This is a genomic window from Vibrio sp. V42_P2S4T144 (assembly GCF_009904715.1).
In the GTDB taxonomy this organism is placed as follows: Bacteria; Pseudomonadota; Gammaproteobacteria; order Enterobacterales; family Vibrionaceae; genus Vibrio; species Vibrio alginolyticus.
In genome coordinates this window covers 1-12,283 of the sequence record NZ_WXWS01000606.1, presented here as the reverse complement: position 1 = coordinate 12,283, position 12,283 = coordinate 1, and the positions used below count along the sequence as shown (strand labels likewise).

Annotated in this window: 10 protein-coding genes; 3 read left to right on the top strand and 7 right to left on the bottom strand. The window is 46.2% G+C overall.

Annotated elements, in window-relative coordinates; translation table 11 throughout:
* Together CAG68_RS19880 and CAG68_RS19875 are read left to right on the top strand one after the other, a co-directional pair.
* Positions 1–502: ABC transporter permease subunit (locus CAG68_RS19880; RefSeq protein ID WP_161441561.1), on the top strand; the 502-nt coding region annotated here is incomplete at its 5' end.
* A 2-nt stretch (positions 503–504) separates the two neighbouring features.
* On the top strand, positions 505–1,353 hold the full coding sequence (locus CAG68_RS19875; protein ID WP_006741629.1) for an ABC transporter permease: 849 nt from the start codon (positions 505–507) through the stop codon (positions 1,351–1,353).
* Positions 1,354–1,473: 120 nt separating this feature from the next.
* Here the strand turns inward: CAG68_RS19875 and CAG68_RS19870 are convergent, their stop codons facing one another.
* On the bottom strand, positions 1,474–1,908 hold the full coding sequence (locus CAG68_RS19870) for a hypothetical protein (protein WP_042521922.1): 435 nt from the start codon (positions 1,906–1,908) through the stop codon (positions 1,474–1,476).
* 302 nt (positions 1,909–2,210) lie between these two features.
* Here CAG68_RS19870 and CAG68_RS19865 point away from each other — a divergent pair, with 302 nt between their 5' ends.
* Positions 2,211–4,655 carry a collagenase gene (locus tag CAG68_RS19865; protein ID WP_086046693.1) on the top strand — a complete coding sequence of 815 codons (2,445 nt, stop codon included), beginning with the start codon at positions 2,211–2,213 and terminating at the stop codon, positions 4,653–4,655.
* Positions 4,656–4,816: 161 nt separating this feature from the next.
* Here CAG68_RS19865 and CAG68_RS19860 read toward each other — a convergent pair whose 3' ends face one another.
* The 6 genes from CAG68_RS19860 to CAG68_RS19835 form a co-directional block, all read right to left on the bottom strand.
* The gene (locus CAG68_RS19860) at positions 4,817–6,613 is read right to left on the bottom strand and encodes an aminopeptidase P family protein (protein WP_086046694.1); all 1,797 of its coding nucleotides are present in this window, start codon (positions 6,611–6,613) and stop codon (positions 4,817–4,819) included.
* Positions 6,613–7,605, bottom strand: coding sequence for an ABC transporter ATP-binding protein (locus tag CAG68_RS19855; protein WP_054730121.1), 993 nt, complete (start codon positions 7,603–7,605; stop codon positions 6,613–6,615). Before CAG68_RS19855 ends, CAG68_RS19860 begins: the two co-directional genes overlap by 1 nt.
* Before the next feature lie 9 nt (positions 7,606–7,614).
* Positions 7,615–8,598, bottom strand: coding sequence for an ABC transporter ATP-binding protein (locus CAG68_RS19850; protein ID WP_031781271.1), 984 nt, complete (start codon positions 8,596–8,598; stop codon positions 7,615–7,617).
* 10 nt (positions 8,599–8,608) lie between these two features.
* A complete protein-coding gene (locus CAG68_RS19845; protein ID WP_005377839.1) occupies positions 8,609–9,541 on the bottom strand; it encodes an ABC transporter permease subunit in 933 nt (310 codons plus the stop codon).
* A 9-nt stretch (positions 9,542–9,550) separates the two neighbouring features.
* Positions 9,551–10,471 carry an oligopeptide ABC transporter permease OppB gene (gene oppB / locus CAG68_RS19840; protein ID WP_005377838.1) on the bottom strand — a complete coding sequence of 307 codons (921 nt, stop codon included), beginning with the start codon at positions 10,469–10,471 and terminating at the stop codon, positions 9,551–9,553.
* A gap of 145 nt (positions 10,472–10,616) precedes the next feature.
* On the bottom strand, positions 10,617–12,227 hold the full coding sequence (locus CAG68_RS19835; RefSeq protein WP_161441560.1) for a peptide ABC transporter substrate-binding protein: 1,611 nt from the start codon (positions 12,225–12,227) through the stop codon (positions 10,617–10,619).
* Positions 12,228–12,283: the final 56 nt, after the last annotated feature.

Sequence of the window (12,283 nt, the reverse complement as noted above, 5' to 3'; positions counted from 1 at the left end):
GTCTTGGATTGTTCTGCTGCAAAACCAAGGGGTCATTAATGATCTCCTTATTTGGTCGGGTTTTACTTCTGAGCGAATTCAGATGATTCACAATACCTTCGGAACGGTGGTGTCTATGGTGCACATTCTGTTGCCTTTTATGATCCTGCCTCTGTATAGCGTAATGAAAGGAATTAGCCCAACTTATTTCCGTGCCGCTCGTTCTCTAGGCGCGACGCCTTTCATTGCGTTCATCAAAGTTTATATGCCGCTTACGTTACCGGGGATAGGTGCGGGGGCCTTGCTTACTTTCATTCTTTCTATTGGCTTCTACATTACGCCCGCTTTGGTTGGTGGAAGAAACGGACAGATGATCTCCAATATGATTGCCTATCATATGCAGACATCACTGAACTGGGGGATGGCTGGCGCATTGGGTGGACTGCTTTTGTTCGTTGTACTGGTTCTGTTTTATATGTTCAACCGTGTGGTTGGCATTAGCAACCTTAAGGTAGGGGGATAACCATGGCATTACCAAACTATGCATCAAAAGTAGAGCGAGTTGCTTACGCAGGTTACTTAGCTTTTTGTGGGGTGGTGCTGTTCTTTTTAATCGCTCCAATTCTGACCATCATCCCGTTATCGTTTAATGCAACGCCTTACTTTACTTTTACCGAGGGGATGTTAAACCTTGACTCGGCAGCGTATTCTACTCGCTGGTATCAAGAAATGTTTACTAGTGATCAGTGGCTGTTGGCGCTGAAAAACAGCACGTTTATTGCTTTTATGGCGACACTCGTTGCAACAGGGCTAGGAACTCTGGCGGCGTTGGGTTTAGCCAGTAGTAACTTGCCTTTTCGCAATACGATTATGGCGCTGTTGATCTCACCCATGATCGTACCAGTCATTATCTCTGCTGCTGCGATGTACTTTTTCTACACACGTCTTGGCTTATCACAAACTTATCTAGGCGTCATTTTGGCACACGCCGCGTTAGGTACGCCTTTTGTTGTCATTACCGTTACTGCGACCTTAAGCGGCTTTGATCATAGCCTGGTAAAAGCGGCGGCTAGCTTAGGCGCAAACCCTGTTTATACTTTCAGACACATTACCTTTCCGCTGATTCGTCCGGGGATGATTTCTGGCGGCTTGTTTGCCTTTGGCACATCGTTCGACGAGGTTGTGGTGGCGTTATTCCTGACTGGGGCAGAACAAAAAACCGTTCCGAGGCAGATGTGGTCAGGAATTCGAGAGCAAATTAGTCCGACCATATTGGCGGTCGCTACGTTGTTGATTTTTATGTCGGTGTGTTTGCTCGTGACATTAGAAGTTTTACGTAGACGTAATGTACGCATTCGAGGCATTCAAGAATAACCAAACTTTTGCTTTGTTGGTCACTTTGCACTTTTGTTTAGGGGCACCTCAATTTTTGATCAAATGCGCCTCATTGTAGGCGCTTGTCTTTTGTGTTTATCATCAGCGATGACTGACATGTCACTCCTGTAGATTAATGCCAGCCTGCTCGAAACGTGCCAAAGGCGACTTGTTTGATCGCTGATACCAACTAGCTGGCATGTTTGGTTTAAGTCGGGCTTTCTCTTCCTTGCTAATCACAACATAGTGCAAAAACGCATTAAGTGTGGTTACCATCACGTTAAACGTCATTTCCCCATCTTTGCTGATGGATTTCAATAACCCAACGACGGTTTCCTCAGAGACTAACGGTTCAACCACCGCCTTTTTTCGCTCTTTTATTGATGTTGAAGCGGGCAGTCTTGCACGTGCCGTCTCCCAGCAAACTTTGTTGGTTTTACTGACAAGGTTGTGCTTGTAGCAGTAGTAACTGAATAAAAAGCGTGGCAGGTTTTGCCAGCGTTCGGCTTGCACTTCTAACCAAAGGTGTTGTAGCTCAATATCAGCGTCGGTCATAGGAGTTGTTTAGCAAAAAGAAAAGAAACCATTTTATAGCTTTTGTGAGGAGCAATAAAAGATATTTGAATGGAAAGATAAACAACTAGTTGATCAATATTATTAAAGCAAATCGATTTCTGGCAAGCCCGTGCAACGGCAACTCGAGTACCAAAAACTGATACCGCCACATCTAGTTGTTAACAAAATGTTTCTTCTTGTCTTGCGAGTAGATTATATGGAGATGCTCTTGCAGTAATAAGGGCAGTGGCGATGCAAAAGACGTAATGCATCTAAGGAAAACTCAATATAGAAGAAATTAGATGGAACTGAAGACTTTGAGTGTCGCGATTGCGACAACATTAACCAGCACTGGCGTATTTGCGTTAAGCGAGCCAGTTTCTCTAGTTACAGAGCAACATGCACATTCGGCTCATACACACGGTGTTGAATCCAATCGAGTTGAATACCAACCAACCGCAACTCTCCCTATTCAGCCCTCCAAGGCAACTCGAGTACAGTCACTTGAAAGCCTTGATGAGTCGAGCACTGCTTGTGATTTGGAAGCATTGGTTACCGAAAGCAGTAACCAATTGATCGGCGAAATTTTAAGTCAGGGCGCGACGTGTGTGAACCAGCTATTCTCTGCTGAAAGTCGGATTCAAGAGTCGGTATTTAGCTCCGATCATATGTACAACATTGCGAAGCGTACTACGACATTGGCGAAGGGGTATACAGGTGGCGGGAGCGATGAACTAGAAACGTTGTTCTTATACTTACGCGCAGGTTATTACGCCGAGTTTTACAATGACAACATCTCATTTATTGAATGGGTCACCCCAGCGGTGAAAGAATCCGTGGATGCGTTTGTTAACAACGCAAATTTCTACGAGAACAGCGACCGTCACGGCAAAGTGCTTAGTGAAGTCATCATCACTATGGATAGTGCGGGCTTGCAGCACGCGTACTTACCGCAAGTGACCCAGTGGCTTACACGTTGGAATGATCAATACGCCCAGCACTGGTATATGCGCAATGCGGTTAATGGTGTTTTCACTATTTTGTTTGGTGGGCAGTGGAACGAGCAATTTGTGCAAGTAATTGGTAACCAAACAGACCTTGCCAAAGCTTTAGGCGATTTTGCTCTGAGGGCGTCATCAATCGGTGCTGAAGATGAGTTTATGGCCGCGAATGCGGGGCGAGAGCTCGGGCGTCTGACCAAGTATACGGGTAACGCGAGTTCTGTTGTGAAGAGTCAGCTGAGTCGAATCTTTGAACAGTATGAAATGTATGGTCGGGGTGACGCGGTTTGGCTTGCGGCGGCGGACACCGCCTCATATTACGCAGATTGTAGTGAGTTCGGAATTTGTAATTTCGAAACTGAGCTAAAAGGCTTGGTGCTATCGCAAACTTATACCTGTAGTCCGACAATTCGAATATTGTCCCAGAATATGACGCAAGAGCAACACGCGGCCGCATGTTCTAAAATGGGTTACGAAGAGGGTTACTTTCATCAGTCTTTAGAAACGGGTGAACAGCCAGTAAAAGATGACCACAACACTCAGCTCCAAGTCAATATCTTCGATTCAAGCACTGATTATGGTAAGTACGCAGGGCCAATTTTCGATATTAGTACTGACAATGGCGGTATGTACTTGGAGGGCGACCCTTCCCAGCCGGGGAATATTCCCAACTTTATTGCTTATGAAGCCTCTTATGCGAACGCGGATCACTTTGTCTGGAACCTAGAGCACGAATACGTGCATTACTTAGATGGTCGATTTGATCTCTATGGAGGGTTTAGTCATCCAACTGAAAAAATAGTGTGGTGGAGTGAAGGCATTGCAGAGTATGTCGCTCAAGAAAATGACAACCAAGCAGCACTTGAGACGATTTTAGACGGCTCGACATATACCTTAAGTGAGATTTTCGAGACTACTTATGATGGGTTTGATGTCGATCGAATTTATCGTTGGGGGTACTTAGCTGTACGTTTTATGTTTGAAAATCATAAAGATGACGTAAACCAAATGCTGGTGGAAACACGCCAAGGGAATTGGAGCAATTACAAGGCAACGATCACCCAATGGGCGAATTTATATCAAAGTGAGTTTGAGCAGTGGCAGCAAGCCCTTGTCTCAAATGGTGCACCTAATGCAGTCATAACCGCAAACAACAAGGGGAAAGTCGGTGAAAGCATTACATTTAGCAGTGAAAACAGTACAGACCCAAACGGGAAGATCGTCAGCGTCTTATGGGACTTCGGTGATGGCTCGACAAGTACACAAACCAAGCCGACGCACCAATATGGGAGTGAAGGGGAGTATTCGGTCAGTCTAAGTGTGACAGACAGTGAAGGCTTGACGGCAACCGCCACTCATAGTGTTGTTATCTCAACGTTGGGCGGTAATGACACATTGCCACAAGACTGCGCGGTGCAAAGTAAAGTAAGCGGTGGGCGCCTAACAGCAGGAGAGCCCGTTTGCTTGGCAAATCAACAAACCATTTGGCTAAGCGTGCTAGCGGTGAATGAGAGCTCAAATCTGGCGATAACGACGGGGAATGGTACGGGCAACCTAAAGCTTGAATACAGTAACTCTGGTTGGCCGGATGATACTAATCGTCACGGGTGGTCAGATAATATTGGTAATGGAGAGTGTATTACGTTGTCAAATCAGAGTAACTACTGGGGCTACGTTAAAGTCTCTGGTGACTTTGAGAATGCCGCCATCGTCGTTGATTTTGATGCTCAGAAGTGTCGTCAGTAGGGCATTTTAACTGCATCATTTTAATTTAATTGATCGCCTCGCTAACATTGCGGGGCGTTTTTGTTTTTCACGCCGTTATCTCTATAAAAAAAACCAGCCCGAAGGCTGGCAAACAAGGAGTTTGAGATGAAAATGAAAACGTTATAAAGCTTGCTGATATCCTATTTCTCAATAAGTTGGGTTGTGCGTTGAAGCCAGTTTTTATCTTGCGTATCAAGAAAAGGGCTAAGTGCTTGATAGACTCGTGAATGGTAATGATTGAGCCAGTCTAGCTCTGCTTGATCTAGCATTGATAAATCAAGGGCGTTGGTCGCAATTGGAGCAAGAGTGATGGTCTCAAAACCGTAGAACGTGCCGAACTCATTTTGTTCTACTTCTACAACTTTAAGAATGTTCTCTATTCTTACCCCGTACTCACCTTCGCGATAAACGCCTGGTTCATTGGTAATGACCATACCCGGTTTTAGTTCAACCTCGTGGTGGCTTTGCGAGAAATTTTGTGGCCCTTCGTGAACATTCAAGCAAATGCCCACGCCGTGTCCAGTGCCGCACTTGTAATCAATACCATGTTGCCATAAGACGCCACGCGCCATGATATCAAGATTGGCACCCGTAGAGCCTTTCATGAATCGAGTCTGAGTCAGTCGGATGACCGCTTTGAGCACCAAGGTATAATCTTTGCGCTGCTTAATGGTCGGTGACCCGAAGTGGAAAGTACGGGTGATGTCTGTTGTCCCGCCAAGGTATTGGCCACCAGAATCGACGAGAAAGAAGTTGCTTTCATTGACTGCCGCATTGCTTTCTTCATCGGCGGCATAATGCATTTTTGCCCCGTGAGCCGCGAAGCCTGCGATAGTGCGGAAACTGTCACTTACATAATGTCGGGTTTGACGGCGATAGTGATTCAGTTGTGCCTCAGCAGATAATTCTGTAACGAGTCCGCTTGGAACTTGCTCTTCTAGCCAGTTCATAAACCTTACGATTGCCACACCATCGTCTGTTAATGCCTGTTCTAGGCTAGTTAGCTCGGTCGCATTTTTTATGGCCTTCATTGCCGTTACAGGGCAAGCCATTGGCTTTAGATTCACATTCCGTTCAATCGAACTCACCAATAAGCTGGCTGTGTGGGTCGGGCTAAAAGCGAGCGATAATCCCTCACATTGCTGATTCAAATACTGACTTACGTAGTTGTAATGGCGAATGTGTACACTCTGCTCGGTCAGTGCTCTTTCAACGTCTTGAGGCAGTTTGGCCTTATCAATAAACAGTGTCGCAAGTGATTGCTCTACGATTAGATAGGCTTCAGAAACTGGGCAGTAATTCGTATCACCACCTCGAATATTCATTGTCCACATGACATCATCTAGCGTTGACACTAATAAGCTATCTACTTGGTTCTCGGTTAACCAAGAACGGATTCTCGCTAACTTATTTTCTGTGTCAACGCCAGCAAAAGCGGTGGGGTGCTCGAATACGGGTGCACTTGGGCGAGGTGGTCTTTCAAGCCAAATCGGTGTGAGTAAATCCAGGTCGACAATGATCTTAATGTTTTTCGTTTCAAAGGCTTGTTTGAGGCCTTGATAAAAAGCGTAACTGATGGCGCGCCCGTCAACCGCGACAATACTGTTTTCTGGGAGCGTGGTAGCCAGCCATTTGGCAATTGTCGGTGTTTCTAGTTGTTTGGCTTTAAACAGTTCAAGTCCTGTGCCGTGTAACTGTTCTTCAGCTTGAATATAGTAACGACCATCAGTCCACAGGCCACCACCTTGTTGGGTAATGACGACATCGCCTGCTGAGCCGGTAAAACCTGAAATCCAGCTTCGCGCTAACCAATGAACCGCTGAGTATTCACTGTTATGTGGGTCATTGTTGGTCACGATATATGCAGACACGTTGTGAAAGGACATTGCCTCACGCAATAACGTAAGGCGTTGGTTTACTGAGTTAGTATTGTTCATTAAATGGTTCCTAAAGTCATATTTGAGCAATAGATATGATGCTGCTCCGAGCCTGTTTTTATTGGGTTCTGTTGCCCGCATACTTCGGTGGCTTCTGGGCATCGAGTACGAAAAACGCAACCGCTCGGTGGATTAAGTGGAGAAGGAAGGTCGCCGGGCAATAGTTGTATTTCACGGTCACGTGCTAATTGCGGATTAGCTATCGGGACAGCAGATAACAGTGCTTTGGTGTAGGGGTGTTGTGCATCATCAAATACTTTATCGTAACGTCCTACTTCCATAGGTTTACCAAGATACATCACCATAACGCGGTCGCTGATATGGCGCACCACGCTTAAGTCATGCGCAATCATCACCAGTGTTAACCCCATTTCTTGTTTAAGATCATCTAGAAGATTGATGACCTGAGCTTGTATGGAGACGTCTAGCGCACTAACGGGTTCATCACACACGACCAAATCTGGATTGAGAATTAATGCTCTGGCAATGCCCACACGCTGGCATTGACCTCCGGAAAACTCATGTGGATAGCGGTTTCGCTGGCTCGCCAAGAGACCCACTTTATCCATCATAGCGATGACACGCTTTTCTACCTCTGCCCGTTTAAGCTTTGGCTCGTGGGTGAGCAGTGGTTCGGCGATGCATTCTGAGATGGTTAACCTCGGATTCAAACAAGCGGATGGGTCTTGAAACACCATCTGAAATTCTCTGCGTCGAGAGGAAAGCTCTTTTTTACTAAACCCGAGCATGTCTTGACCTTTCCAAGTCAACTCGCCATGTGTAGGTTCAATTAAGCGAAGTAAGGCGCGTGCAAGTGTTGATTTTCCGCAGCCTGATTCCCCCACAATGCCAAGTGTCTCACCTCGGTAAACATCTAAGTCGATACCATTGACCGCTTTCACGATTTTACGTCGACTTGTAATAAGATGACGTGAAACAGGAAAGTGGACGTTTAAATCACGAGCAGACATGAGGACTTCTTTTTTATTCATAACGCCTCCTTAAGCTTTTATTTGAATGGGAGTGATAACACTGGGTGCTTTAACGTGACAGGCAATGGACTGGCTCGTGTTTAATGGAGAAAACCGTGGGGTTTCGTATTGGCAACGCGTCTCTCGATGCTCGCACCGCTCTCTAAACGGACACCCTTGATGGTTAATCAACGCACTTGGTGGGTTACCTGGGATGGTTGGTAAACGCGGCATATCTTCAGTGATGGAAGGAATCGCCTTTAGCAGGCCTTGAGTGTAGGGGTGCGCAGGTTGAGCGAACAATGTCTCGGTATCTGATTGCTCCATTTTTTGACCACCATACATGACCAATACGCGATCACACATCTCGGCGACGACGCCCATATCGTGAGTGATCAGTAAAATAGCCGTATTGAACTCTTGTTGTAAGTCTCGTAATAGCGTCAAAATTTGAGCTTGAACGGTTACATCTAACGCGGTGGTTGGTTCGTCTGCAATTAACAACTCGGGCTTACACAACAAGGCCATCGCTATCATGATTCGCTGACGCATTCCGCCAGATAATTCGTGAGGGTATTGATTCATCCTAGTTTCGGGAGAGGGAATACGCACCGCATCCAACATGTGAATCGATTCAATTTTTGCTTGTTTTCGGGTCATTCCTTTATGAATCATGAGAACTTCACAAAGCTGTTTGCCAATTTTCATAAATGGGTTGAGTGACGTCATCGGATCTTGAAAGATCATTCCGATTTTCTCTGCACGGATGCGGTTGAGCTGCTTTTTAGACATCGCGAGTAAATCATCACCGTGGAACATTGCGCTTCCAGACACGGCGCCGTTATCCGCGGTTAACCCCATTAATGCGAAAACAGACTGGCTTTTTCCCGAACCTGATTCCCCAACAATCCCAAGAGTTTCGCCCGCTTTAATCGAGTAGGAGAGATTACTGACCGCTTGCACTTGCCCATCTGGCGTATCGAAGCGCACGTTCATGTTTTCAATAGATAGCATGGGTTTGTCCTTATCGGTCTTTCGGGTCAAGAGCATCACGCAAGCCATCGCCGATGAAGTTAAAACAAAAGAGGGTGGCAACTAAAAACAGAGAGGGAAAAAGCAGCATCCACAATGCAACGTCAATTGTTTTTGCGCCTTCGGAAATCAGGATCCCCCAGCTCGTGTCTGGTGGTTGAACACCAAGCCCTAAGAAGCTTAAAAACGATTCGAACATAATGAATCCTGGTACCATTAAGGAGGAATAAACCATCACGATCCCAAGAACATTAGGCAGAACATGGCGTCGGACAATTGTCAATTTAGAAACCCCAATAGAGTGTGCGGCTTCGATGAACTCTCGCTTTTTTAGACCGAAGGTGACACCACGTACAACACGGGCAATGCCCAGCCAAGATACCATTCCGATCACGATAAAAATCAGGTAGATGTTGTTGCCAAAAAGGGTAACAAACAGGATAACCATAAACATAAATGGCACCGAATCGAGCACCTCAATAATGCGCATCATTACGCTATCGACAACGCCGCCAAGATAGCCGGAAATACTTCCCCAAATCGTACCAATAACAACGGCGACTAAGGCGCCGACAAAACCCACCAAAATAGAGAGCCTGCCGCCTTGCATCGTGCGAGCAAAGACATCTTGCCCGAGATCATCGGTACCAAAGTAATGGCCACTGCTCAGTGAAGGTTTCCCTAGCTCGTATGGATCGATGAGCACTTCCCAGTCAATTTCATCATGGCCAAAAGCGGCAAGAGAGGGGCCGAAGGTGATGCATAAGGTAATGAACGCCAAAACATACACTGATGTCATCGCGGCTCTGTTTTTACGAAATCGAGTCCATGCATCCTGCCAAAGACTGCGACCTTCGACGGCTTCAATATTGTCGACGACTTGATCTTGAAGAGCTTGTGTATCCAGTTTTTTTATCGTTAACATGCCGGACTCCTAAACGCGTATACGAGGGTCGATAATCGTATATAGCAAGTCGACCACAAGGTTAAAGAAGATAGTGAGTGAAGCGACAATCAGAGTAATGCCCATTACTAGGCCGTAGTCGCGGTTGAGAGCCCCAGACACAAAGTGTTGTCCCATGCCACCTGTACCAAAGAAAATGTCGATAATTACCGAGCCTGTCACGACAGACACAAACGCAGGGCCGAGCATCGCAACGACGGGAATCAGGGATGGTCGCAAAGCGTGATGGAATAAAATGTAGGTTGTGGACAAACCTTTGGCTTTTGCCGTTCGAATGTATGGTTGGTTGAGCGTTTCAATCATTGCGCCACGCATGACGCGTGCAATACTCGCAATGGAGCCAATCGCTAGGCTGAGCACGGGAAGAACAAGAAAAGCCAGCTTTCCTCCTTCCCAACCACCAGCAGGGAACCAGCCGAGCTGAATAGCGAAGATCATGACTAAAACTGGAGCAAGCACGAAAGCCGGAACCACAACTCCAGTCATCGAAAGTGTCATCAGGCCGTAATCTAGGCGGCTATTTCGGTTCAATGCCGCAATGGTGCCAAGCAACATGCCAAGTGGAACGGAAATACAAAAGGAGAGCACGCCTAATACTGCTGAAACTGGCCATGATTGTGCGACGAGCTGTGTAACACTGAAGTCTTGATAAACGAAGCTCGGACCGAGATCTCCTTGTATGAAATTACCAATGTAAATCCAAAACTGAGTAAGGAAGGGCTGGTCCAAATGGAATTTTGCTTCGATATTCGCACGTACCACCTCTGGCATAGGCCGTTCCATATCAAATGGCCCCCCTGGTGCAATGTGCATCAGCCAAAATGATACGAGTGCGATGAATAGAAGCGTGGGGATAGCGATAGCTAATCGCTTAACAATGTACCAAATCATGATCCATCATCCTTTGGTCATCCGAAATCACTTCGAAGGGTTATGAATAAAAAAATGGTCTGAGCTCAGGTTGCCTTCTCCACCGAGAGATATGAGGAACGGCAAGTAAACATTGAACTTGCCGACTCAGACCGAAAACATGCTTTTAGTGGGCTGTTACATAGACATTCTTGCGGTAGTACGACGACTCAGGGTTTGTCAGTTCGTAGCCGCCCACGTAAGGCTTGATGAGGTATTGATCGTTACCCGGACGATAAATAGGAATAATGGCCATGTCTTCAATCAGCATGCTTTCTGCTTGTAAATACAGTTCTGATGGGTTGCTCATGGTCTTTGAGCGAGCCATTAACTCGTCGTATTGCGGGTTGTTATAACGAGAATCGTTGTACTCACCACTAGAAACGAAGATATCCAACCATGTAGAGGCTTCATTGTAGTCGGCCGTCCAGCCGCCGCGAGTAATGTCGGTCGGCTCTTTAAGTGCGTAGAACACTTTCGGTTCTAGCTGTTTTATCGTGACTTGCGCACCCAATCGGCTTTTCCACATGCCTGCCATGGTGGTTGCCATTTTTACGTCCATCGAGAAAGTTGGTACGGTAAACGTTAACTTAAGCGGATTGCTTTTATCGTATCCAGCTTCTGACAGTAATTGCTGCGCTTTTTCGATACGTTTATGGCGGTTCCAAGTTGCGAACTCAGGAGTGTGAGATTTAAAACCATCTGTTTGAGGTGGCACAAGGGTATACATTGGAACCCCACCGTTTCTCAAAATAGCACTCGTTAACAGTTGACGGTCAATGGCATATGAGAGGGCTTTACGAACCCGAACGTCTTTTGTTGGCCCTTGTTGAGTGTTGAGGTAATAGAATGTGGAGCCAAGAGACGCACTGGTGCTTGCCACCTCTTGTGGGCGTTGTTGAATTAACTTTTTCTTCTGAGCGGCAGGAATGGAAACCGCTTGGTCTATCTCACCAGCTAGGTAGCGGTTTAGCACTACGTTTGCATCACCAATTGGTAGCCAAGTGACTTTTTCCAGCACTACATTGCTTGCGTCCCAATAATGTGGATTTTTAACCATCACCAGTTTTTCGTTAACTTTCCATTCAGAGACAGTAAACGCACCATTTGTAACGATATGCTCAGGCTGGGTCCAACGGTTGCCATGTTTTTTAACGGTCGCTTTGTGAACGGGGGCAAGCACTGGATGACTTAATAGTTTCGTAAAGAAGGGAATAGGCTCTTCGAGTGTTACCTGGAATGTTTTTTCATCCAGCGCCTTCACGCCCAAAGACTCAGGCTCGGCTTCGCCCTTCATAATCGCTTGCGAGTTTTCGATATTTGGAATGGCCGCAAACCAAGCGTAGGGTGAAGCAGTGCTTGGATTCAGTAAGCGTTGCCAGCTGTAGACAAAATCTTGTGCAGTGACCGTTTCGCCATTTGACCATTTTGCATCACGTAAGTGGAAGGTATAAACCGTATTGTTGTCATTGACTGACCAAGACTCAGCAACACCAGGAATGGTTTTACCTTGCTTATCTTGAATGACCAGACCTTCAAACAGGTCTCGACCGAGATTAAAAGCGGGCTCTGCGGCTTGCTTGGCTGGATCAATAGAAGTAACTTCAGCTCCATTGTTTAGCGTAATTTCTTGTGTCTCATCGAGGGTCACACCTGCGGGATACGGCGCGGCATAGCTTGATGTTGCCAGTATTGGACTCATCATCGACGCTAATAAAAGCAACTTAGGTAATTTCATCCTTGTCTCACTCTTTTCATCCTGAAAGATGCCAAAAATGTATATTGTATAAATTG

Bases quoted from the DNA above. Each gene is read 5' to 3' on its own strand.
- CAG68_RS19860 (WP_086046694.1), bottom strand. From the start codon at position 6,613: ATGAACAATACTAACTCAGTAAACCAACGCCTTACGTTATTGCGTGAG.
- CAG68_RS19835 (WP_161441560.1), bottom strand. From the start codon at position 12,227: ATGAAATTACCTAAGTTGCTTTTATTAGCGTCGATGATGAGTCCAATA.
- CAG68_RS19870 (WP_042521922.1), bottom strand. From the start codon at position 1,908: ATGACCGACGCTGATATTGAGCTACAACACCTTTGGTTAGAAGTGCAA.
- CAG68_RS19865 (WP_086046693.1), top strand. From the start codon at position 2,211: ATGGAACTGAAGACTTTGAGTGTCGCGATTGCGACAACATTAACCAGC.
- CAG68_RS19850 (WP_031781271.1), bottom strand. From the start codon at position 8,598: ATGCTATCTATTGAAAACATGAACGTGCGCTTCGATACGCCAGATGGG.
- CAG68_RS19855 (WP_054730121.1), bottom strand. From the start codon at position 7,605: ATGAATAAAAAAGAAGTCCTCATGTCTGCTCGTGATTTAAACGTCCAC.
- CAG68_RS19845 (WP_005377839.1), bottom strand. From the start codon at position 9,541: ATGTTAACGATAAAAAAACTGGATACACAAGCTCTTCAAGATCAAGTC.
- oppB (WP_005377838.1), bottom strand. From the start codon at position 10,471: ATGATTTGGTACATTGTTAAGCGATTAGCTATCGCTATCCCCACGCTT.
- CAG68_RS19875 (WP_006741629.1), top strand. From the start codon at position 505: ATGGCATTACCAAACTATGCATCAAAAGTAGAGCGAGTTGCTTACGCA.